Source organism: Streptomyces sp. NPDC053673 (genome assembly GCF_055585225.1).
Genome location: NZ_JBVJKN010000050.1, coordinates 10,444 through 32,088 on the forward strand (window position 1 = coordinate 10,444; position 21,645 = coordinate 32,088).

Sequence of the window (21,645 nt, forward strand, 5' to 3'; positions counted from 1 at the left end):
CAGAGCACAGGGAACGGTGTGCGAGGCACCCGGAAGGGGTCCGGGAGAAAGCCGCGGAGCGTCCGCCGCGAGAGTGACGAGCGACTTCGTCACAGAGGTTACTCGGCGTATCGCCCCTATCCGGGGCAACCCCAGAGTCAGTTGTCGTCCACCCGCCTCGATAAACACGCAAACCTCGTACCAGCGGGTATGCGGCGACCTAGAGTGCGTTCACGGGACCGCTTTCCCGCACCACTCGGAGTCGCCCCCATGAAACCTCATCGCAAGATCCGTTCGTCGCCCGGTCAACCGGCCTTGAGCCGTCAGGCGCGGGGCGGATTGAGTGTCGCCGCGCTTGTGCTCATACCCCTGCTCGCCATCGGCGGCAGTGACGATTTCCGCGCCGCGCTGGACTTCACCACCGGTGTTCTTTCACTGGTCTCCCTCACGGCCTCGATCGCCTGGGGCCTCATCGCCACCGACCGGCTGTTTCTCTCCACGCGCCACCGTCTGCTCGCCCAGGCCATCCACAGAACCACCGCTGTTGCCTCGCTCGGATTCCTTCTGCTGCACGCCACGGTCAAGGTCTCGCTCGGTCATGTCGAACTGCTGGGCGCTCTGGTCCCGTTCGGCCTCGGTGTCACAGGCACCTCCGGCCTCATCGGATTGGGCTCGCTCGCCGGCCTTCTGATGGTGATCGCCGCCTCGACCGGCGCAGCGCGCAGCGCGCTCGCGGGCAAGAGCAGCTTCGCCGGCAGCTGGCGGGCCCTGCACATGCTGGCCTACCCGGCGTGGTGCTCGGCGCTGATGCACGGCCTGTACACGGGCCGTCCCGCGGCCACCTGGGTGGTCGTCATGTACTGCCTCTCGCTCACCGGAGTCGCCGCCGCCGTGTCCCTGCGGCTGCTGCCGCGCCCGGCGAAGCGCAGGATCGTCGAGCAGCTCCTGGCACTGACCGGCGCGGCCGGCGAACCGCCCGCCGCCCCGGAGCAGGGCGTGCGCAACCTGTCGACGGCGCCGCTCCCCGGCGCCTCCGGCATTCCCTCCCAGCCGCAGCCCCGGTTCGAGCGCGAGTTCCAGCGCCGTCCCGCCGACCAGGACGAGCCGGTGGGCAGGCCGATCGGGCAGCCCCTGGGATCGCCTCTCGGTTCACCCATGGGACAGCCCCTCGGCCCGTCGCGCGGTGAGCCCCGCCGGCTCGCCGCTCCCGCCCCGCCGCTGTACGAGGCGACGCAGCTCTACGAAGCGACACCGCCCCTCGCCGCCGAGCCGGCCACGGCCGCGGGGTCCTTCCCCGATGCCGGCCCGGTGCCCAGTGGGCCGCTGCCTGGCGACGGCCCCGGAACGGGGATCTCCGCCGCCTACCGCGCCGTCTCCCTGGCCGGTGACGCCTCCGCGCGTACGGCAGGGTCCGGGACCCCTCCAGGGGCCTCCTCGGACGGCATACCGCTCGCCGAGCGTGTGCCCATGACCGAGGAGCTGCCCATCGTCTCCGAGTCCGCGCCCCGCTCCGGGCTCTGGCCGGCACCTTCCCCGCCGCCGCCCGCGCAGGCCATCCCCTCGCCGCCCCTGTCGTCGCCGTACGACACGAGCGCCACCTCCCCGTACGACACAAACGCCACCTCCCCCTACAGCACCACGTACGACCAGGGTTCCGCATACAGCACCGGGGGCGGCTACGACGGCCGGACGCCCGACACGTCCCGGCTGGACGACACCCAGCCCTCGCCCGGCCCGCTCTACCCGCCCCCGGCTGGGGAACCCTGGCACGCACCCGCAGGAGACCGACCGTGAACACCCCCCTCCCCGATGTCCCCGAAGTCCGCGTCGTCGGCCTCCCCCAGCTGACCCAGGGCTTCGACCTGGTCGAGCGTCTCGACCTCTCCATGCACCTGAAAGTGCACGGGCCGCTCGAACCCATGACCGGGGAGCTGCTGGCTCAGCTCGCCGAGAACATATCCCTGCGGGGCCGCGGCGGGGCGGGATTCCCGTTCGCCCAGAAGCTGCGAGCCGTGGCCAAGGCCGCCATTCGACGGGGTGTGCGGCCCGTCGTGGTGATCAACGCCAGTGAGGACGAGCCGGCCTGCCGCAAGGACACCGTGATGGTCAACCGGGCGCCCCACCTCATCCTGGACGGCGCGCTGCTCGCCGCCGAGGCGCTGGGCGCACGCACCCTGATCGTCGCGGTGACCCGCAACTCCACGGAGATCTCGATGCGGGCCGCGCTGGCCGAGCGCGGACTTTCCGACCGGCGCGGGCAGCAGCTGCGCGCACGGGTGCAGCGGAACCCCGAGCGCATGGTCTCAGGCGAGGCCTCGGCGATCATCCGGGCGATCAACGGCGGCCCCGCTCTGCCTCCGGGCCGCCGCGAGCGCGCCGCCGAGTCCGGTGTCGGCGGGGCGCCGACGCTTCTGTCGAACGCTGAGACGTTCGCGCAGCTGGCCGTCGCCGCCCGGATCGGGGCGCGCCGGTACGGCCACACGGGCCTGGAGACCGAGCCGGGCACGGTGATGCTGACGGTCTCCGGTGCTGTCGCGCGCCCGATGGTGATCGAGGTGCCGACCGGTGTGCCGATGCGGTATGTGCTGCAGCTGGCCGGTGCTCCCCCGGTCCCCCAGGGCGTGCTGACCGGCGGCTACCACGGCAACTGGATCGACGCCGCCGCCACGCACGACGCCGTGATCTCGCGGGAATCGCTGGCCAACGTGGGCGGCGCGCTGGGCGCCGGCGCGATCCTGCCGATCGGCCCCGAGACCTGCCCCCTGGGGGAGGCGCAGCGCGTGGCCAACTGGCTCGCGGCCGAGACGGCCGGCCAGTGCGGTCCGTGCAAGCTGGGTCTGCCCGCGGCTGCCGGCGGGCTGTCCGACGTGATCAACGGGGGTGGACCGGCCGCCCTGGAGGCGCTGCGCGAGGTGACCCAGGCCGTGAAGGGGCGCGGCGCGTGCAAGCACCCCGACGGCTCCGCGCGCTTCTTCGCGTCGACCCTTTCGGCGTTCACGGACGACCTCGCCGCGCACGTCCTGCATGGCGGCTGCGGTCGCGAGACGCTCGGTGTGCTGCCGCTGCCCGGTGCCGGTTACGAAGAGGCGGAGGAGTCCATCCCGAGCGGAGAGAAGCTCGCCGTGGACTGGACGCTCTGCCGGGGCCACGGGATCTGCGCGGAAATCGTTCCGGAGCTGATCCGCATGGGCGCCGACGGGTATCCGTCGGTGGCGGAAGCCTCGGTGCCGATGCATATGCGGGGGCGCGCCCAGCGTGCCGTACGCCGTTGCCCGGCGCTCGCGCTCCGTATCGAGCAGGCGCCTGCCGAGCGCCGCCCGGCGCTGCCGCCCGGCGGCGACCGCAAGGCCCTTGGCAGCGGCCGGGGTTGACGGGAGACACGGAAGAGGGCCATCCGGATCGGATGGCCCTCTTCTTGTGCTCTGACGAGCTGTTGTGGAGCTAAGGAGAATTGAACTCCTGACCTCTTGCATGCCATGCAAGCGCTCTACCAACTGAGCTATAGCCCCTTGCTGTCTGTCGCTTCGCTGTGGGTTTCCCCCGCGGCGACACAGAGAACATTACACGGTCCCCCCGGTGGTTCACCAAATCGTTTCCGGTCTGCACCGAGAAGGCCGGTAACGTCCCTGTTCGTGACTGTGATCGTGATGGCGCTCGCCTCCGCCCGCCAGGCTCAACCACTACACCCTCGGCGCAGCCGCCTGCACGCAAGGCGGATCTGCCGACGGCCTACCCACCGTTCGCAGCCCTGCTGTTCACACCGCTCACAGCCTTCGGGGTACCGGAACTGCGGACGCCGGCGACCGCCGGGAACGCGGTGCTCCGGACTGATGACCGTCGCTGTGCCGGTCGGGCTGGAGCGTCAGGCCGTCGCGAACGAATAGAAGCGCTTGAGCGTGCAGTGTTCGTCGAGCAGCCGTCCGTAGATCGGCTCCCCTTCGAGTTCACGGTATGTCTCGATGGGGTCGCCCTTTATGATCAGCGCCCGGGCGCACTCCTCGCACCAGTACTGGTACTCCGGGTTGATCGGATCCATGTCACGGACGATCGGCGTACCGCTGCCGCACCAGTCGCATTTCCTCCTGTGTGCACCCATCACTCAGCTCCAGCTGTGGCCGCAGGCCGTGCACACGTACGAGATACCTCCGTTGTCGCCGAGCACTTGGGCAACATGGGACGAACCGCATGAGGGGCAGCTGAGGCGAGCACGGCCCTCCGCAGCGACGAGCAGGTCATCATCCTCCTCGATGCTGCCTCCGGGCATCGCCTCTCCCTCCCGTCCGAGCCGTCATCTCCCTCCGCCCGTCCCGATTCTGCCATGGCACCGCAAGAGGGTCATGGGCGTCGGCGAACGAGACCTGCCATCGCTCCCAAGATCGCGGCGGCGCCCAGCGCGAGCGCGCATACCCAGAGCGCGTCGGCGGACGGCTGCGCCCCCGGCGCGGTCAGCCGGTTCAGGAAGAGTGTGCCAAAAGTCGCCACTCCGAGCAGCTGCCCGAGCTGGGTGACCGTCGCCAGCAAACCACTGGCGTCCGCGGCGTCCTCCTGCCGTACCGTCGCGAGCGCACTGGTCAGGGCGGGGCTGAAGGCGAGGGACAGGCCCGTGCCGACACCGGCGAAGGCGGCGTACAAGCCGGCGCCGCCGCTGCCACCGTCCCTGAGCACCCAGCCCACCGCCACGGTGGAGACGGCGGTCAGCACGAATCCGCCCGGAATCAGCGCTCCATGGAGTGCTGTGGGCCAGCGCCGCCAGGTCAGCCCGATCACGCCGAAAACGACAGCCGTCGGCGCGAAGGTCAGGCCCGCGCGGAGCGCGCTGTGACCGAGACCACCCTGGATGTGCAGAGTGAGGGTGAACAGGAAACCGGCATTGACGCCCATCACCAGGAGAATCCGGAGTACCGCGCGGCCCATACCGGGGATACGCAGCACACGCGGGGCGATCAGCGGGGCACCGCCGCGCCGCGCGAGCCGCGACTCGTACGCGCAGAACGCCGCGAAGAGGGCCACGGATGCCCCCAAGGAGAGCCAGGACCACAGCGGCCAGTCCTGCTCCTGACCGAGGACCAGCGGAACGGTGAAGAGCGAGACCGCAGCGGCCAGCAGGACGAGGCCCGGGAGGTCGAGACCGCGGGTGCGCTCCGGATCGTCGTGGCGGTCGCGCGGCAGCGCCCTCGTACCCAGCGCCAGCAGGACGATGCCGATCGGGACGTTCACCAGGAAGACCGGGCGCCAGCTCGCACCGAACAGGTCTGCGCTGACCAGTACACCGCCGGCGACCTGCCCGGCGGCTGCACCGGTGGCCAGGACGGCGGAGTAGGCGCCGAGGGCCCGCACCCGCCGCTCGCCGGTGAAGTTCCGCTGGATGAGGCTGAGCACCTGCGGGATCATCAGGGCCGCTCCCGCCCCCTGGACCAGCCGGAAGACGATCAGCTGTCCGGCGCCCGCGGCCAGTCCGCAGGCGAGCGAGGCGGCCGTGAAGACCGCCAGCCCGCCCAGGTACATGCGCCGGTGGCCGATCAGATCACCGAGCCGCGCGCCGGTGATCAGCAGGACGGCGTACGAGATGGTGTAACCGGCGATGACCAGCTGCAGCCCTGCTCCGGAGGCGTTCAGTTCGGTACGGATCGTCGGAGCGGCCACATTGACGATGAAGACGTCGAGCAGGGCCATGAACTGCGCCGCCAGCACGACGGCGAGCAGCAGGCCGGGCCGGTTGTCAGTGCCAGGGTCTTTACTGGGTACGGAAGTTGGAGCCGCCGTAGAGGTCGTGGTCATGGACCGAGCCTCCAGGCGAACTGATACGGGTAACGAGAGCCCGCTGATACTGGTACTGGCAGCACCTGGCAGCGGCGGCACAGGTCTTCGACCATGGGGGTGTGGCGACGATGACAGCACCGGCACAGCGCCGCCGTCCAGAGCTGGCAGCGTTTCTCCGCGGCCGCCGGGCCCGGGTGACCCCCGAGGATGTCGGCATGCCGCCAGGGCTGCGCAGACGCACCCCGGGGCTGCGCCGCGAGGAAGTCGCGCAGCTCTCCGGAGTGGGTGTGACCTGGTACACATGGCTGGAGCAGGGCCGCCCGATCAATGCCTCGGCGCAGGTCCTGGATGCCGTGGCTCGCACGCTCCGGCTCGACCAGCCCGAGCGGGAGCATCTGTACCACCTGGCGGAGGTGCCGTACGCGCCGGACCGCGAGTCGGATGCGGCCAGTGTCAGCCCGGAGATCCAGGGCATCATCGACGCCCTTGATCCTCACGCGGCCGTGGTCTACAACTCGCGCTACGACATCCTCGCCACCAACCCCGCCTACCGGGACCTGTTCTACGACATTCGGCCGCCTTCGGGCCCTGCGGGCAACAGGGGGGTACCGAACGTCCTGTGGACGCTCTTCACCGTGCCGGAGCCCAGCTGCCCGCTGGTCTTCCGCGAGAGCGAGCTGCCGGTCATGGTGGCGACGCTGCGTGGCGCGTACGGGCGGCATGTCGGCGAGCCCTCGTGGGAGGCGTTCGTACGCCGGTTGTCGGATGCCAGCCCGGCTTTCGCGGAGCTGTGGGAGAGCGGCGATGTCGTCCCGCCCGGGCCCAGGGTGAAGACCTTCCGGCACGAGGCGGTGGGCGAGGTCCGGATGACCTCGGTCTCACTCTCCATCGACGGGATGCCGGAGTGCCGGATCGTCGCCTATACGCCGAACGACGAGGAGAGCGACCACCGCATGTGGAAGCTCCGTGCCCGCCGGACTGAGGCCTGGGGATGAGCTGTGTGCCCGCCGGACTGAGGCTCGTAGCGTGACCCGGCGACGCAACGGTCGGCGCGCGCGTAGCAAGCCCTGCAAAGCGAGTCCTGAAAAGCGAGTCCTGAAAAGCGAAATCCCGCCCCCTGATGGGGACGGGATCCGGACGATGGTGCTTGTGGAGCTAAGGAGAATTGAACTCCTGACCTCTTGCATGCCATGCAAGCGCTCTACCAACTGAGCTATAGCCCCTTGTGTTCTTCGCGCTCCGCGCTGCGAACAAGAAGAACCTTAGCCTGTGACCAGCCGGAAAGTGAAATCCGGACGGTGCTGGGCCATCGGTCCGGTCCTGGGCGGTCATCGGGCCGGTCCACGGCCGACGACCGGCCTCAGCCGGCGGCCGGTCCCCTACGCCGAATGGATCAGTCGGAACCCGGTCGGCAGTCCGGTCACCGAACCGTCCCAGGCGCCGAAGGGTCCCAGCTGCCGCCCGGTCTCAGTCGTCGTCGCCGAGGACAGGCTCGGGGAGCGTGCCCGCGTTGTGCTCCAGCAGCCGCCAGCCCCTGGCGCCCTCACCGAGCACGGACCAGCAGCAGTTGGACAGACCGCCCAGGCTCTCCCAATGGTGCGCCTCCAGGCCGAGCAGCCGGCCGATGGTGGTGCGGATGGTGCCGCCGTGGCTGACCACGACGAGCGTGCCGGCGTCGGGCAGCTTGTCGGCATGGCGCAGGACGACGGGAGCGGCCCGGTCGGCGACCTCGGTCTCCAGTTCGCCGCCACCGCGGCGGACGGGCTCGCCGCGCTTCCACGCGGCGTACTGCTCGCCGTAGCGCTCGACGATCTCCTCGTGGGTCAGACCCTGCCAGGCGCCCGCGTAGGTCTCGCGCAGCGCGGCGTCACGGGTGATCTCGTGCCCCGTGATCGCGGCGAGCTGGCCGGCGGTGGCCGCCGCCCGCTTCAGGTCGGACGCGATGATCGCGTCCGGCTTCAGCGAGGCGAGCAGCCGAGCGGAGCGGCGTGCCTGGCCGACGCCCGTCTCGGTCAGCTCGATGTCCGTGGAGCCCTGGAACCGACGCTCCACGTTCCAGGCGGTCTGGCCGTGCCGCCACAGGACGATACGGCGGCCTCTGCCCTTGCCGGTGTCGCTGCCGCTCAGCTCAGCTCACCGTCCGTACCACTGCCGTCGCCGACGAGCCTGGCGTGCTCCTCGGCCTTGCCGCGGGTCTTCAGGGCGTCCTCGGGCAGCGGCAGCTCCGGGCAGTCCTTCCACAGCCGCTCGAGGGCGTAGAAGACACGCTCCTCGCTGTGCTGCACATGCACGACGATGTCGACGTAGTCGAGCAGGATCCAGCGCGCGTCACGGTCGCCCTCACGGCGCACCGGCTTGGCGCCGAGCTCCTTGAGCAGCCTTTCCTCGATCTCGTCGACGATCGACTTGACCTGGCGGTCGCTGGGTGCGGAGGCGAGCAGGAAGGCGTCGGTGATCGACAGCACGTCGCTGACGTCGTACGCGATGATGTCGTGCGCGAGCCGGTCGGCGGCCGCCTGGGCGGCGGCGTTGACGAGCTCGATGGAGCGGTCCGTGGCGGTCACAAGCAGGCTTTCGTCGGCGGTCAAGACCCCTCAAGGGTCTCACGGACCGCCGACAGCCCACGCAGCGATTTAATTGCGGCCCGTACGACGCCGGCCCTGGCCCGGTCCGGGCGACGCCGACCCGCCCGGTCCGGCCGGGGCCGGACCGGGCTACCGGATCACTTGACCTTGTAGTCCTGGCCGAGGACGACCAGGACGTCCGCGTTCGTCGCCGCCTTGCCCTTCTCGACCGCGCTCTCCGGCAGGCCGAGGGTCTTGGCGACCTCGGCCGCCTTCGCCTTCTGGGCCGCGTCACCGTAGATGACCTGCGACGACGACTCGGATTCCGCCTTGCCCGCGTCGACGAACGCATAGCCGCCGTTGATCAGGACGATCCTGGCGGCCTCGGTGGCGTCGCCGTTGCCGCTGGCGTTCCGCACACCGACCCGCACCGCCGCGCCCTGCTCCGGTGCGCTGACCTTGCCGCCCAGGATGTCCTTGACCACGCTGTCGCTCGCCTCCTGGCTGAGCGTGCCGTCCGGCTGGACGGGCAGCAGGGCGGTCTTGTAGTCGCCCCCCTTCGCGTGCTCGGCGAGCTTCGCGAGTGAGGCTCCGAGGTCCTCCTCGGGCAGCGAGGGGTCCAGGATCTGGGCCAGAGTCTCCACGGTCACCGTCGCGCCCTTCGGGTCGCTGGAGATCTTCCGCAGCACGCCGTACATGACCTGGCCGAAGCGCTGCAGCTGCTTGGCCTCGGCCTCACCGGGTCCGCGGTAGGTCGCGTAGGCGACGGCCATGCGGCCGTTGAGCGTCTGGTTCTCGCCCTTCTTCACCACCGGCGCCTCGCCCTTCTTGGCGCCGGGCACCGCGGTGTCGGTGGTGAGGTCGATGCCGCCGACCAGCTCGACAAGGTTCTCCAGGTAGGGGGTGTCCAGCCGCCAGGTGCCGGTGATCCGGGTACCCAGGAGGGTGCCGATCGCCTCGCGCGTGCCCGTGGTGCCGTCCTCGTCGACGGACTTGCCGAGGGTGGTGGCGGCGCCCTCGTCGTCGGCGACGGAGAGCGAGTTCGGGAGCAGGACCGTCGTGCCCTGCTTGGTGGTGGAATTGTCGACCAGCAGGGCGGTGGAGGTGCCCTTCTGCTTGGTGTTGTGCAGATGCAGCACGATCACGTCGCGCTTCTGCGGGCCGGTGGCGGTGTTCTGCGGGCCGCCGGAACCCGAGGTGCCGGGCAGCTTGCCCGTGTACCAGAGGTAGCCGACCCCTCCGGCGAGCGCGAGGGCGAGGACGACGACGAGAGCGACGACGCGGTTGCGGCCGCGGCGCTTGGCCTCCTCGCGTCGTTCGGAGCGGCTCTCGGTGAACTTCAGCCAGTCGATGACGTCCTCGGAGTCCTCGTCCGGCTCCTCGATGAACGAGAACTGCTCGGTGCGGTACTCACGGTCACCGCCGGGGCCCCGGTCGGCGCCCCCGGGCGCGGGGCGGCGTTGCCCGGGCACACCGGCCTGCTCCGGAGCGGGCTGAGCCGGTGCGGGTCGGGCCGCCCCGGGCTGTGGCTGATGCCGGGGCTGGGGCTGCTGGGGCGGGACGCTCCACTGCTGGGTCGCGTCGACGACGGCGGCCTGCTGGCCCGTGTCGTAGTTGTAGCCGTCGTAGCCGTACCCGCCCTGGGTCTGCGGCTGCTGGCCGTACGGGTCGTACCCCTGGGGCTGCTGGGGCTGCTGGGGCTGCTGCGGCCGGGCGTACGGGTCGTAGCCGTATCCCTGCTGCTGCGGCGACTGCCGCTGGTTCTGTTGCGGGTTCTGTTGCGGGTGCTGCTGCTGCGCGTACGGGTCGTAACCCTGAGGTTGCTGGGAGTGCTGGGGCTGCTGGTAAACCGGCTGCCCGTACTCGTCGTAGCCGATGATCTGCGGCTGCTGCGGGTAGTACGGGTCGTACGGGTTCTGCTGGTCGTTCACCGGTGCCCCTCTCCGTGGCTCACTTGCCGCGGTACAACTGGCGCTTGTCGATGTAGCGCACCACACCGTCCGGCACCAGATACCAGACCGGGTCGCCCTGCGCGACCCTCGCCCGGCAGTCGGTGGACGAGATCGCCAGCGCGGGCACCTCCACGAGGGACACCCCGCCCTTGGGCAGTCCGTCGTCGGTCAGGTCGTGGCCGGGCCGGGTCACGCCGATGAAGTGGGCGAGCGAGAACAGCTCTTCGGCATCCCGCCAGGTGAGAATCTGGGAGAGCGCGTCGGCCCCGGTGATGAAGAAGAGGTCCGAGTCGGTGTTGAGCGCCCGCAGGTCACGCAGGGTGTCGATCGTGTACGTCGGGCCGCCGCGGTCGATTTCGATACGGCTGACCGAGAACTGCGGGTTGGAAGCCGTGGCGATGACCGTCATCAGGTAGCGGTCCTCCGCCGGCGACACCGCCTTGTGGGTCTTCTGCCACGGCTGCCCGGTCGGAACGAACACCACCTCGTCGAGGTGGAACAGGGCGGCCACCTCGCTGGCGGCCACCAGGTGTCCATGGTGGATCGGGTCGAACGTCCCGCCCATGACGCCGAGTCGGCGCTTGCCGCGGCCGGTAGGCACTTCCTGCTGTCCCATGCGTGCAGAGCCTACTGGCACGGCGATTCGGCCCCGTCTCAGCGGTCGCGGTTGAAGCGGGTGGTGATCCACAGCAGCAGGAGCAGGGCGAAGAGGGCGCCGCCGCCGGTGAGGTACGGGCTCAGGGATTCGTGGCTGCCACCGTGCTCGGCGCCCTCGGCAAGAGTGACCAGGTTGGCAGCGGTGCTGGCGAGACTCATCTTCTGCAGGACCTATCGATCGGGGGACGGAGCGGAGCTTCGGGCACATCGTATGCGTGCGGTCCGGGCACGCTCACGCCGACTCAGTCGTTGTCGGTTTCGTCGCCCCCGTCTCCGCGGTGTCCGCGCAGCAGGAACCAGGCGAGCAGGGCAGCTCCGGTCGTCGAGACGAGCAACACGATGCGGAGCGTGTCGCCCGGCCCCTGCTGCTCGGATGCGGCGGCGAGCAGTGCGGCGGTGTCCGGCATATCGGGGCTGCTCCTCGGTTATCCACAGGCCCCGCCACACCGTGGCTCCAGCACCTACGCTGGGGTCTGCCAGGGGGACGAGTCAGGACTCGCAAAGAACAGCAGGACTCGTAAAGAATCAGGGGGCACCCAATGACCGACAGCAGCCACGAGAATGTGCCGAGCAGGCAGCGCAAGCGCTTCACGGCCATCTCCTCCCGGGCGTACGAGCACCCCGCGGACCGCTCGGCGCTGGTCGCGCTGCGCAAGCTGACCGGTTTCGACACCGTCTTCAAGGCGCTCAGCGGGCTGCTGCCCGAGCGCAGCCTCAGGCTGCTCTTCCTCTCCGACTCCGTGCGGGTGAGCGACGCCCAGTTCACACATCTCAACGTCATGCTGCGCGACGCCTGTTACATCCTGGACCTGGACAAGGTCCCGCCGATGTACGTCACGCAGGACCCGAAGCCGAATGCCATGTGCATCGGCATGGACGAGCCGATCATCGTGGTCACCACCGGCCTGGTGGAGCTGCTCGACGAGGAGGAGATGCGGGCGGTCGTCGGCCACGAGGTGGGGCATGCCCTCTCCGGCCACTCCGTCTACCGCACGATCCTGCTCTTCCTCACCAATCTCGCGCTGAAGGTCGCCTGGATCCCGCTCGGCAATGTCGCGATCATGGCGATCGTGACGGCGCTGCGGGAGTGGTTCCGCAAGTCGGAGCTCTCGGCGGACCGGGCCGGACTGCTGGTGGGTCAGGATCTGCAGGCGTCGATGCGCGGCCTGATGAAGATCGCCGGTGGCAACCACCTGCACGAGATGAATGTGGACGCGTTCCTGGAGCAGGCCGAGGAGTACGAGGCCGGAGGCGACCTGCGCGACTCCGTGCTGAAGATCCTCAATCTGCTGCCGCGCACGCACCCCTTCACCACGGTGCGCGCCGCCGAGCTGAAGAAGTGGGCCGAGAGCCGCGACTTCCAGCGGATCATGGACGGTCACTACCCGCGCCGTACGGAGGACAAGGACACCTCGGTCACGGACTCGTTCCGCGAGTCGGCCTCCCACTATGCGGACACGGTACGGACCAGCAAGGATCCGCTGATGAAGCTGGTCGGGGACATAGCCGGAGGTGCGGGCGACCTGGGCGGCCGGCTGCGCGACAAGTTCACGGGCAGCGCGAGCGGCGCGGGCCGCAGCGGCGGTAACGGCAGCCGTCCGGCGGACGGTGGCACCGGGACCGGGACCGGCGGTCAGGACGAGGGCTGAGCGCTTGGGGCGAGGACCCCGCAGAGCGCGGCGGCGGCCCGGCCCGTCTCGTACGGGTCGGTGCCGGCTGGGCCCTCACTGGTGCCCCGCTGGCCCGCCAGAAGCGGCTGCAGGGCGCCTGAGGCGTCGGCCGAGCAGGCCATGGGACCGGCCTGCACATAGCTGAAGAGCAGCTCGGCACGGTGTGTGCGCAGGTCGTCGCGGTCGAAGCGGAAGTGCAGCTCGCGGCGGACCGTGAACAGGGAGGCGTCGTCGGCGTGCTGCCCGCCCTCTTCGGCGCTCGGACCCGAGCCCGAGCCCGCGGCGGCGGGGCGCAGGGCGTAGACGAAAGTGTGGTCCGAGGTCACTTCGAGGGCGTTGGGGCCTGCGTCGGTGACGCGGAGCGTGCCCTGGACACGCACCTCGGGGTCGGCCAGGGCCGTCTTCGCCGGGTCGAAGCGGACCAGCCAGCCGGTCAGCGCGTGCCTGCCGTCGTCCGCGGGGGCGGCCAGGGACCGGTCGAACTGGTCCAGCTGCTCCGGGTCGAGCAGCACCCGCACGGGCCGCACCGCGTCCCCGGTGAGCACGTCGGGGTCGAGCGAGGACTCCACGAGGTAGTCCTTGGCGATGGTCAGCGCGGTCGTGACCTGACTCTCCGAGAAGTTCTTGGTGCGGCGGGCGCCCGGGAAGGTGATGCCGGCGCCGCCGTTGCGGAACTGCGCGGCCGGACTGTGGGCGTACAGCTCGGCGGGCTCCCCGCCGGGCACGGGGTCCTTGGGCGCCAGGGGTATCACGGTGCTCCGCAGCGGCTGGGCGGGCTGGGCCGCCGGTGTCTCATACGGATGGCGGACGCCCATGTAGATGGCGGTGCCGAAGGCCAGTGCGATCAGCAGGAGCAGCAGCAGGATCTGCTTCGACCCGGTCCACAGGATCCATCCGGGACGGCTTCTGACGGCCCTGGCGTGGTCGCCCATCCGTTCCTGCGCGGAGAACTCCTGAAGGCGGGCAGCGCGGACGAACGATTCGTCGAAGACGACGGACCGGTACTCGTCCTCACCTCCGCCGGGGAGCCCCTCGGGTGTCCCCTCAGGTGGGTCTCCACGCCCTGCCATACCTTCAGGGTAGGTCGGGAGAAGCACACGTAAACGCGCTGCCGCGCGACAAGTTCTGACAAGCTCTCACGCGCTCCGTCAGGGAGTGCGCGGCGCTGCGGAGGCGGGGGGTGCGGAGTACTCGGCGGAGGCCGAGGGGCGGGTGACCCGTTCCGGGACGGAGCCCTTGGTGGGGCCGTCGACGCCCGTGGTAGCGGGCGGCGGGACACGGTCCTGGCGGTTGGCCGCGGCTCCGCGGTAGACGGCGGTGAAGGCGAGGGCGACCATGCCGATGCCCATCACCAGGGCGAGGACCCACGCGACGGGGCGATGCCAGCGGGCGGCGCCGCGGTAGGGGCGCAGGGAGCCGCCGTGCGGTCCGTACGGGCCCAGGTCCCGGCCCGCGCGGCCGACGGGGTCGTAGTCGTCGTAGCGACGCTCGCGGCCGTACTCGTCCGCAGGGCCGTAGCCGTCGTCGTAGAGCTCGTCGTCGGCGGGGCCGGCGCCGGCCCGGGCGCGGGCGGCTTCGGCCTCGGCGCGGGCCTGGGCCGCAGCGAGCAGCCGTTCGACGGCCGTCGGTTCGTGGATCTCGGCGGCCCGTACGAAGTCCTCGTCGAACACCACGGAGGCGAAGTCCTCGTCCGCGCCTCCGCGGTCGTCGTCGGGCTCCCAGCCGTCCGGGAACGGCCTGCCCCCCACGTCGTCCGGCACGCCTTCAGGGTAGACCTGGGTGCGGGTTTTGGGCAGGGAGTGCGGTCAACTGCCCGCACTCCTTCGTCACCGGGTGTGACCGTCGCCCGTCACGATGTACTTCGTCGAGGTCAGCTCGGGAAGGCCCATGGGACCGCGGGCGTGCAGCTTTTGCGTGGAGATGCCGATCTCCGCGCCGAAACCGAACTGGCCGCCGTCGGTGAAACGGGTGGACGCGTTCACGGCGACCGTCGTCGAGTCGACCAGCTGGGTGAAGCGGCGGGCCGCGGCCTGGGATGTGGTGACGATGGCCTCGGTGTGCCCGGAGGACCAGAGGCGGATGTGCTCGACGGCGCTGTCGAGTGAGTCGACGACGGCGGCGGCGATGTCGTACGAGAGATATTCGGTCTCCCAGTCCTCCGCCGTGGCGGGCACGACCTTGGCCTTGGAGCCTTCGGCGTAGGCCTGGGTTCGCTCGTCGGCGTGGACGGTGACACCGGCCTCGGCGAGGGCGTCGAGGGCACGCGGGAGGAAGGCGTCGGCGATGTCCCGGTGCACGAGGAGGGTCTCGGCGGCGTTGCAGACGCTGGGGCGCTGGGCCTTGGAGTTGATGAGGATGGAGACGGCCATGTCGAGGTCGGCCTGGGCGTCGACGTACACATGGCAGTTGCCCGTGCCGGTCTCGATGACCGGGACTGTGGACTCCTCGACGACGGTGCGGATCAGGGAGGCGCCGCCGCGCGGGATGAGGACGTCGACGAGGCCGCGGGCGCGCATCAGCTCGCGTACGGAGTCACGGCTCTCGCCGGGCACGAGCTGGATGGCGTCGGCGGGCAGGCCGGCCCCCCCGACGGCGTCGCGCAGGACCCTCACCAGGGCGTTGTTGGAGGAGTAGGCGGAGGAGGAGCCACGGAGCAGGACGGCGTTGCCGGACTTCAGACAGAGCGCGGCGGCGTCCACCGTGACGTTCGGCCGGGCCTCGTAGATGATCCCGACGACGCCGAGGGGGACGCGGACCTGGCGCAGGTCGATCCCGTTGGGGAGGGTCGAGCCGCGGACGACCTCGCCGACCGGGTCGGGCAGGGCGGCGACGTCCCGGACGTCGGCGGCGATGGCCCGGACCCGCTCGGGGGTCAGGGCGAGCCGGTCGATGATCGCCTCGCTGGTGCCGGCCTCCCGGGCGCGGGCGATGTCCTCGGCGTTGGCCTCGACGATCTCGCTCGTACGGACCTCGAGGGCGTCGGCGATCGCCAGCAGGGCGTCGTCCTTGACCGCGCGCGGGAGTGGCGCGATCCCGGCGGCGGCCGCGCGGGCCCGGTAGGCGGCCTGCGCGACCGGGGTCATGTTGTCGTACGGGGAGAGCGAGGTCATGCCCGCAGGGTAATGCGCGGTCTGCGGGCATCCCGCACGTATTCCGTACTACGAGACGGATCGGGCCCCGGAGCGAGACCGGGGCCCCGCGCCACGGCCTCCCCGTTCCTCGCCGCCGCGCCCGGTCCTCACGCGCAGCTAGCGGTCCTCACGCGCAGCTCCGTGGTTCCTCAGTCGGCGCTCCCCGGCCTTCCGGCCCTCCCGCCCTGCCCGACCGCCCGGGCGTCCAGGCGTTCAGGCGCCCGACCGTCCCGGGCTGCACGGGCCGTCACCCGGACAGCCCAGGGCGGCCGGCCGGTCCGCGGTGCTTCGTCAGAACGGGTGAACGCCGACGGGGGCGGCGGGTGGCGGGCCATAGCCCTCCGCGATGCGCTGGTGGTACGTCTCGCGGTCGATGACCTCCAGGCCGACGATCTCCCACGGCGGCAGCTTGGCACTGGAGCGGTGCTCGCCCCACAGACGCAGTGCCACGGCCGCGGCATCGTGCAGGTCCCGGGCTTCTTCCCAGTAGCGGATCTCGGCGTGATCGTTGGCGTACCGGCTGGTCAGCAGGAAGGGGTGGTCGTGGGCGAGCTGTTCGAGTCCGCGCCTGACCTCCTTCAGCGGGGCTTCCACACCCGAGACGCAGAGCGTGACGTGCCACAGCTTGGACACCACACGATCCCTGGCGTGCGGGTCCGCGTCCTGTCCGGGCTCCTGGCCCCGGCCCGTGCCGACGCCCTTGTCCTCGTCGAAGCCGTCGAAGCCGTCGAACCCGCCGGAACCGCCGGAACCGTCAACGTTGTCGAAGTCGTCGGAATCGTCGAAGTCCGCCCCCGCTTCCACACTCGTCAGGGCACGCTGCTCCCCCGCGGCCCTGCGGGCCTGGGTGGTGCCCCGTGTCCCACGGGACGCCGCCCCTGGGCGCGCTCGTCTCACCGGAGGCCTCCTGTTGATGCGTTGTGGTGCCGAACCCCGCCTTGTCCCCGTGACAAAGCCCCCTGACAAAGTTGACCAGCCCGGGACGGGACGTGGGGCGGTTTTGGTAAAGGTCCTTGCCAGAAGGCCGGACTTTCAGCCGTTTCAGGGGGACGTCAGGGGTGCAGGACGACGAGATCGTCTCTGTGTACGACCTCTCGCTCGTATGAGGGGCCGAGTTCCTTGGCGAGGTCCCGGGTGGAGCGGCCGAGTAGCTGCGGGATCTCCTTCGAGTCGAAGTTCACCAGGCCCCGGGCGACGGCCCGGCCGCTGGAGTCGCGCAGCTCCACCGGGTCGCCGGCGCTGAACTCGCCGTCGACCGAGGCGATTCCGGCGGGAAGGAGCGACTTCTTGCCCTCGACGACAGCCCTTACGGCTCCCTCGTCGAGGGTGAGCGACCCCTGCGGAGTGGAGGCATGGGCGAGCCACAGCAGCCGGTCGGCGGAGCGCCGGCCGGTGCGGCGGAAGTAGGTGCCGGTGTCGCGTCCGGCGAGGGCGTCGGCGGCGCGGCTCGCGGACGTGAGCACGACGGGTACGCCGGCGGCCGCGGCGATACGAGCCGCCTCGACCTTCGTGACCATGCCGCCGGTGCCGACGCCGGCCTTCCCGGCCGAGCCGATCTCCACGCCCGTCAGATCCTCCGGCCCGCGGACCTCCTCGATCCGGGAGGTGCCGGGCTTGCTGGGGTCCCCGTCGTACAGTCCGTCCACATCGGAGAGCAGGACCAGCAGGTCGGCCCGTACGAGATGGGCGACGAGGGCGGCGAGCCGGTCGTTGTCGCCGAAGCGGATCTCGTCCGTGGCGACGGTGTCGTTCTCGTTGACGACCGGGACCGCACCCATGGCGAGCAGCTGGTCGAGGGTGCGGTAGGCGTTGCGGTAGTGGGCACGGCGACTGGTGTCGTCGGAGGTGAGGAGCACCTGGCCGACGCGGACGCCGTAGCGGGCGAAGGAGGCGGTGTAGCGGGCGACGAGCAGGCCCTGGCCGACGCTGGCGGCGGCCTGCTGACGGGCCAGATCCTTGGGGCGGCGGGCCAGTCCGAGCGGTGCGAGCCCGGCGGCGATGGCACCGCTTGAGACCAGCACTATCTCTTTCTCGCCGCCGCTGCGGACCTTGGCCAGTACGTCGACGAGGGCGTCCACGCGGTCGGCGTCGAGGCCGCCCGAGGCCGTGGTGAGCGAGGACGAACCGACCTTGACGACGATCCTGCGTGCTTCCGTTACGTACTGCCTTGCCACTGTCACGTGGCGAATCTATGCCAGGGACCGCCGTCGTCGCTCATCCATTTCATCCGCTGGACAAGCGCTTGGGGAGCACCGCCCGGCGCATCCTGGCCAGGGCGTGCCCGGCTCCCCGGCGCACCCGTCGTGCCGCTCGCCAGGCTCTCCGTGCGAGCCGTGCGTGCGGTTCGATGCGCTCGTCGCCGATGCGCTCGGGCACGGTCACCTCGTACGCGGAGACGGGGATGCCCGCCTCCGGCTCGTGGAAGTGCGGATAGGCGAGATAGGCCCGGCCGCGTCGGCGCACCACCTGCGGCACGGTGCCCGTGCGGCTGAATGCCAGGACGTCCCGCAGCAGATCGGGGCGGTCCAGCGCGACGCAGGTGAGCCGCAGCCGTGCCTCGGCGCGGAGCCGACGGGCCACCCCGGGTGTCCAGTACGCGGCCATGAGCGGGGCGGCCAGCTCCATCTTGTGCCGAAGGTTCTCCTCCGACTGCCGTAGCACCACCGGCCCGAACTGCGGCAGCAGCGTGACCGTGAAGGGCCGCACCATCAGCTGATCGCGCCTCGCGCCCGGGCGTACGTGCGCGGCGATCAGCTTCATCAGCGCGCGGGCCGAGTCGAAACGCGGCTCGTATCCTCCCGTCTTCGTCAGATGTTTGCCGTCCTCGCGGCCGACCAGGTAGTAGCACGTGTAGTCGGCGACGACGGAGACTCCGGCGCCGCGCAGATACGCCTCCATCGTGAACAGCGCGTCCTCGCCGGTGCGCAGGGACTCGTCGAACCTCATGCCGTGCCGGACGAGCAGCTCGCGCCGGAAGAGTTTCTGCGCGCTGAGCGTGAACTTGACGTTGGAGGTGTAGATGTCGGCGCGCTCGACGGTCCGCGCCCACATCGACTTGGCGGCGTTGCGGTTGACGCCGACGACCTTGCCGAGCACGACGTCCGTGCCGGCCCGATCGCCCATCGCGACCATCCGTTCCAGTGCTTCCTCGCCCAGGTGGTCGTCGGCGTCGAGGAAGAAGACATAACGGCCGCGGGCCATGGCCAGGCCGGTGTTGCGGGGGCGGCTGGGGCCACCGGAGTTGGGCTGGTGCACCACCCTCGTGGCCACCTTCGTGCGAGCCGCGAACTCCTCCAGGTACTCCCCCGTGCCGTCGGCGGAGCCGTCGTCGACGGCCACGATCTCCAGCCGGTCCGGGCCCAGCGTCTGGGCCTCGACCGATGCCAGGCACTTGATCAGATAAGGCATCGCCTCATAGGCGCCGATGATCACGCTGACGTCGGGAGTCCGTGAGCCGGGAGACTCGGCACCGGAAGACTCAGGGCCGGGAGACTCGGCGCCGGAAGACTCAGGGCCGGGACGCTCTGAGCCGGGAGGCTCTGTACAGCTGTCGGACATTGGCACATGGTGCACAGCGCGCATGTCAGCGGCGTGACGGCACGCGCAACGGCCCGTAAGCCCGCCCTTGTCAGGGAGGCTTACGGGCCGTTCGGCCGACGGTGTCGTCAGCGGACCGCGGTGGCCGCCGCCTCCGCGCCATTGCCCGCCGCGCCATTGTCTTCGACGCCGTTGCCCTCCGTGTCGCCGCCCGCGCCACCCGCGCCGCCAGCGTCCGACTCGCGGTCGAGCTCACCGATCGTCTGAGCCCCGATGCGCTGCTCCACACCGGCGTTGCGCGCCTCGGCCTTGGCCACCAGCGCCCGTACCGCCGCGTCGAACTGCTCGATGGACGTGGGCTCGTCGGGCCCGAGCAGATACTTCTTCAGCTCGTCCCGCCCGTCGGCGAGGGCGTCGGCCGCCGGGTCGGCCACGGCGGCCAGCAGCTGATCGATCTCCTCGGCGCTGTTGGAAAGGATGACCGCGGCCCGTACCGCGGTGTTCTGCCGCTTGAATTCGTCGGTGCCGAGCTCCGCCGAGTCGGTGACGGCGTACGGCTTGCCGCTCGCGATGAAGTCGGAGACGACACTGGAGATGTCGGAGACCATGCCGTCGGACTCGTTGAAGCAGTCGTACAGCTTGGGCTCGGAGCCGGTGACGACCTTGTGCTCCCACCAGCCGAACGAGCGCCAGTACGCGTCGTTCCACTCGGCCCGCAGGCGCTGGATCTCGGCGAGCCGCTGGGGGTCGGCGAGGGAGACTCGCGACTCCTCGGACTCGTCGCCGCCCGCGCGGCCGGGCTTGGACAGCTCGGCCAGCCGGGCCTCGATACGGGTCAGCTCGGCACGCGCGGCCGACTGCCCGGACTGTGCCGCGGCGGCCTGCTCGGCCCAGCGGGGGTCGGTGGCGCGCTCGGCGGCGGCCCTCCGCACCATCGCCATGATCCGCTCGTGGACGGCCAGGGCCTTCTTGTTGCGGATGCCGGTGAAGGGGTGTGGCTTGTAGATCACACGGACCGGCTGCTCTGCCTCCAGGAGCCGCCGGACGATGTTCTCGCCGGCGAGCAGCAGGGAGGTGTTGCCGGGGTTGTTGTCCCAGCCCTCCCAGGTGGGGGCGTACAGAATGGTCGGGATGGGGTTTTTCGGGGCCCCCGTCCAGGTCTTGATGGGGGCCAGCTGGGGGCGGCCCACCTCGACGATGTCGTCGTCGAGGACACCGACGTCGGCGAGCGCGTACCGGTCGCGGCCGGCCCGTCCCGCCGTCCACACCTCGTCGTACACCTTGGAGAAGGGGTTGACGCTGGCGAGCTTGTCACTGTCGCCGTGGCCGATGAAGACGTGCTTCATGGTCGGTACGCGCAGCATGTGGATGTTCTTGCCGACGTTGGCCGGGTACAGCGTCACCCGGACCGTGTCGAGCTTCATCGCCATCAGGTGCTGGCCGCCCGGAACGCAGAGCACGGGCACGGAGGTCTCGTTGAGCTTCGCGACGAGACCCCGCTCGCGCATGATGATGACCGGCCTGCCGTCGATCTGCTCCATCGTCTCCAGCCACATGTTGACCTGGTACGCCGACTCGTCGGAGCCGGAGAAGTACAGGGCGACGGTGGGCTGGTACTCGCTCAGCCACTTCTGCACGGCCTTGAGCACGGCGGGCGCGGACGGCACACGGCGCCCCCGGCGCGCGAACGGCACGAGCGCGGCGGTGTAGAGCAGGCCGAGAGCGATGGTGGCGGCGGTGCCGATGTATCCGACGAGCTCACGGCCGGTGGCGGCCGCGATCACGACACCCGCCATCGCGGGGATGTCGAGGTGCAGCATCTTCTCGCCGGAGCGGCGCAGCAGGGCGCGCGGCGGGGCGTCCGGGATGCGTACGGCGTTGAGATCGACGTTGCGCGTGACGACCGGCATGGTCCGGCGCAGCCGGATGAAGGTGGTCAGCGCGCCGTGCGGCGCCTGGAGGCCGTAGAAGAGCAGGAAGCAGGCGACCGTCGCGTAGAACAGCGGCTGCTCCGCGAGGTTCTCGCGGGCGAGCAGCAGGATCAGCAGCAGCTGGCGGAGCAGGAAGCGGATCGGCAGACCGGCCCGGACCTTGTTCAGGCGGTTGACCAGATAGCTGCCGCGCTGGTGCAGATACCAGTCCGCGGCATAGGTCACGGCGGCCGCCGCGGCGAACATCCAGATGCTGGGGATCAGCGCGGCGATCATGACGCACGGATACCCCAGTCCCATCAGGACTGCCGCGGCCAGCTCTGACCGGCTGCCCACACGTGCCAGGCGAATGGCGGTCGAAATCACGTAGAACCTGCTCCAAAGGTGCCGGTTGATTCACGTTTAAGGAAATTGTGAAGACGGGCCTTCACGAACTCGGGCCTCTGTGTCGCGTATGGCGACCA

General features: G+C 70.5%; 19 protein-coding genes and 2 tRNA genes. 4 read left to right on the plus strand and 17 right to left on the minus strand.

Features of this window, described 5'->3' with window-relative positions; translation table 11 throughout:
- The first annotated feature begins 249 nt into the window (after positions 1-249).
- Together ACZ6ZQ_RS35925 and ACZ6ZQ_RS35930 are read left to right on the plus strand one after the other, a co-directional pair.
- The gene (locus ACZ6ZQ_RS35925) at positions 250-1,773 is read left to right on the plus strand and encodes a hypothetical protein (RefSeq protein WP_469772729.1); all 1,524 of its coding nucleotides are present in this window, start codon (positions 250-252) and stop codon (positions 1,771-1,773) included.
- Complete coding sequence (locus ACZ6ZQ_RS35930) at positions 1,770-3,350, plus strand: NADH-ubiquinone oxidoreductase-F iron-sulfur binding region domain-containing protein (protein ID WP_469772730.1); 1,581 nt, start codon at positions 1,770-1,772, stop codon at positions 3,348-3,350. The genes ACZ6ZQ_RS35925 and ACZ6ZQ_RS35930 overlap by 4 nt, the downstream gene beginning before the upstream one ends.
- A 65-nt stretch (positions 3,351-3,415) precedes the next feature.
- On the opposite strand, the gene ACZ6ZQ_RS35935 is transcribed toward ACZ6ZQ_RS35930, so the two are convergent.
- The 3 genes from ACZ6ZQ_RS35935 to ACZ6ZQ_RS35945 form a co-directional block, all read right to left on the minus strand.
- Positions 3,416-3,488 (minus strand) — tRNA-Ala (locus tag ACZ6ZQ_RS35935).
- Positions 3,489-3,841: 353 nt separating this feature from the next.
- Positions 3,842-4,075, minus strand: coding sequence for a hypothetical protein (locus tag ACZ6ZQ_RS35940; RefSeq protein WP_040916346.1), 234 nt, complete (start codon positions 4,073-4,075; stop codon positions 3,842-3,844).
- Positions 4,076-4,314: 239 nt separating this feature from the next.
- Complete coding sequence (locus tag ACZ6ZQ_RS35945; protein WP_469772731.1) at positions 4,315-5,757, minus strand: MFS transporter; 1,443 nt, start codon at positions 5,755-5,757, stop codon at positions 4,315-4,317.
- A gap of 110 nt (positions 5,758-5,867) precedes the next feature.
- Here ACZ6ZQ_RS35945 and ACZ6ZQ_RS35950 point away from each other — a divergent pair, with 110 nt between their 5' ends.
- Complete coding sequence (locus ACZ6ZQ_RS35950; protein ID WP_469772732.1) at positions 5,868-6,734, plus strand: helix-turn-helix transcriptional regulator; 867 nt, start codon at positions 5,868-5,870, stop codon at positions 6,732-6,734.
- A gap of 155 nt (positions 6,735-6,889) precedes the next feature.
- On the opposite strand, the gene ACZ6ZQ_RS35955 is transcribed toward ACZ6ZQ_RS35950, so the two are convergent.
- The 7 genes from ACZ6ZQ_RS35955 to ACZ6ZQ_RS35985 form a co-directional block, all read right to left on the minus strand.
- A tRNA-Ala gene (locus ACZ6ZQ_RS35955) sits at positions 6,890-6,962 on the minus strand.
- 244 nt (positions 6,963-7,206) lie between these two features.
- Positions 7,207-7,866: a histidine phosphatase family protein gene (locus ACZ6ZQ_RS35960; RefSeq protein ID WP_469772750.1), complete on the minus strand. Its 660-nt coding sequence runs from the start codon at positions 7,864-7,866 to the stop codon at positions 7,207-7,209.
- Positions 7,863-8,303 carry a ribosome silencing factor gene (gene rsfS / locus ACZ6ZQ_RS35965; RefSeq protein ID WP_469772751.1) on the minus strand — a complete coding sequence of 147 codons (441 nt, stop codon included), beginning with the start codon at positions 8,301-8,303 and terminating at the stop codon, positions 7,863-7,865. Before rsfS ends, ACZ6ZQ_RS35960 begins: the two co-directional genes overlap by 4 nt.
- A 158-nt stretch (positions 8,304-8,461) precedes the next feature.
- Complete coding sequence (locus ACZ6ZQ_RS35970; RefSeq protein WP_469772733.1) at positions 8,462-10,234, minus strand: LCP family protein; 1,773 nt, start codon at positions 10,232-10,234, stop codon at positions 8,462-8,464.
- Between the two features lie 19 nt (positions 10,235-10,253).
- Positions 10,254-10,871 carry a nicotinate-nucleotide adenylyltransferase gene (nadD, locus tag ACZ6ZQ_RS35975; protein WP_469772734.1) on the minus strand — a complete coding sequence of 206 codons (618 nt, stop codon included), beginning with the start codon at positions 10,869-10,871 and terminating at the stop codon, positions 10,254-10,256.
- Positions 10,872-10,909: 38 nt separating this feature from the next.
- Positions 10,910-11,071: a hypothetical protein gene (locus ACZ6ZQ_RS35980; RefSeq protein WP_453667322.1), complete on the minus strand. Its 162-nt coding sequence runs from the start codon at positions 11,069-11,071 to the stop codon at positions 10,910-10,912.
- An 83-nt stretch (positions 11,072-11,154) separates the two neighbouring features.
- Positions 11,155-11,319 (minus strand): hypothetical protein, encoded by a 165-nt coding sequence (locus ACZ6ZQ_RS35985; protein ID WP_469772735.1) that lies wholly within the window; start codon positions 11,317-11,319, stop codon positions 11,155-11,157.
- A 132-nt stretch (positions 11,320-11,451) separates the two neighbouring features.
- Here ACZ6ZQ_RS35985 and ACZ6ZQ_RS35990 point away from each other — a divergent pair, with 132 nt between their 5' ends.
- Positions 11,452-12,561: a M48 family metallopeptidase gene (locus tag ACZ6ZQ_RS35990; protein ID WP_469772736.1), complete on the plus strand. Its 1,110-nt coding sequence runs from the start codon at positions 11,452-11,454 to the stop codon at positions 12,559-12,561.
- Here the strand turns inward: ACZ6ZQ_RS35990 and ACZ6ZQ_RS35995 are convergent.
- From ACZ6ZQ_RS35995 to ACZ6ZQ_RS36025, 7 genes are all read right to left on the minus strand, one after another.
- Positions 12,546-13,652 carry an SCO2583 family membrane protein gene (locus tag ACZ6ZQ_RS35995; protein WP_469772737.1) on the minus strand — a complete coding sequence of 369 codons (1,107 nt, stop codon included), beginning with the start codon at positions 13,650-13,652 and terminating at the stop codon, positions 12,546-12,548. The two genes, ACZ6ZQ_RS35990 and ACZ6ZQ_RS35995, sit on opposite strands and share 16 nt — an antisense overlap.
- A gap of 78 nt (positions 13,653-13,730) precedes the next feature.
- Positions 13,731-14,342 carry an SCO2584 family spore wall biosynthesis protein gene (locus tag ACZ6ZQ_RS36000; protein WP_469772738.1) on the minus strand — a complete coding sequence of 204 codons (612 nt, stop codon included), beginning with the start codon at positions 14,340-14,342 and terminating at the stop codon, positions 13,731-13,733.
- 66 nt (positions 14,343-14,408) lie between these two features.
- Complete coding sequence (locus ACZ6ZQ_RS36005; protein ID WP_469772739.1) at positions 14,409-15,692, minus strand: glutamate-5-semialdehyde dehydrogenase; 1,284 nt, start codon at positions 15,690-15,692, stop codon at positions 14,409-14,411.
- 312 nt (positions 15,693-16,004) lie between these two features.
- Complete coding sequence (locus ACZ6ZQ_RS36010) at positions 16,005-16,610, minus strand: hypothetical protein (RefSeq protein WP_469772740.1); 606 nt, start codon at positions 16,608-16,610, stop codon at positions 16,005-16,007.
- Positions 16,611-16,765: 155 nt separating this feature from the next.
- Positions 16,766-17,893, minus strand: coding sequence for a glutamate 5-kinase (gene proB, locus ACZ6ZQ_RS36015; RefSeq protein ID WP_469772741.1), 1,128 nt, complete (start codon positions 17,891-17,893; stop codon positions 16,766-16,768).
- Between the two features lie 43 nt (positions 17,894-17,936).
- The gene (locus ACZ6ZQ_RS36020) at positions 17,937-19,145 is read right to left on the minus strand and encodes a glycosyltransferase family 2 protein (protein WP_469772742.1); all 1,209 of its coding nucleotides are present in this window, start codon (positions 19,143-19,145) and stop codon (positions 17,937-17,939) included.
- 233 nt (positions 19,146-19,378) lie between these two features.
- On the minus strand, positions 19,379-21,547 hold the full coding sequence (locus tag ACZ6ZQ_RS36025) for a hypothetical protein (protein ID WP_469772743.1): 2,169 nt from the start codon (positions 21,545-21,547) through the stop codon (positions 19,379-19,381).
- Between the last annotated feature and the right edge of the window lie 98 nt (positions 21,548-21,645).

Coding starts and splice junctions, on each gene's coding strand:
- ACZ6ZQ_RS35925 (WP_469772729.1), top strand. CDS start 250: ATGAAACCTCATCGCAAGATCCGTTCGTCGCCCGGTCAACCGGCCTTG.
- ACZ6ZQ_RS35940 (WP_040916346.1), bottom strand. CDS start 4,075: ATGGGTGCACACAGGAGGAAATGCGACTGGTGCGGCAGCGGTACGCCG.
- ACZ6ZQ_RS35945 (WP_469772731.1), bottom strand. CDS start 5,757: ATGACCACGACCTCTACGGCGGCTCCAACTTCCGTACCCAGTAAAGAC.
- ACZ6ZQ_RS35950 (WP_469772732.1), top strand. CDS start 5,868: ATGACAGCACCGGCACAGCGCCGCCGTCCAGAGCTGGCAGCGTTTCTC.
- nadD (WP_469772734.1), bottom strand. CDS start 10,871: ATGGGACAGCAGGAAGTGCCTACCGGCCGCGGCAAGCGCCGACTCGGC.
- ACZ6ZQ_RS35980 (WP_453667322.1), bottom strand. CDS start 11,071: ATGAGTCTCGCCAGCACCGCTGCCAACCTGGTCACTCTTGCCGAGGGC.
- ACZ6ZQ_RS35985 (WP_469772735.1), bottom strand. CDS start 11,319: ATGCCGGACACCGCCGCACTGCTCGCCGCCGCATCCGAGCAGCAGGGG.
- ACZ6ZQ_RS35990 (WP_469772736.1), top strand. CDS start 11,452: ATGACCGACAGCAGCCACGAGAATGTGCCGAGCAGGCAGCGCAAGCGC.
- ACZ6ZQ_RS35995 (WP_469772737.1), bottom strand. CDS start 13,652: ATGGCAGGGCGTGGAGACCCACCTGAGGGGACACCCGAGGGGCTCCCC.
- ACZ6ZQ_RS36005 (WP_469772739.1), bottom strand. CDS start 15,692: ATGACCTCGCTCTCCCCGTACGACAACATGACCCCGGTCGCGCAGGCC.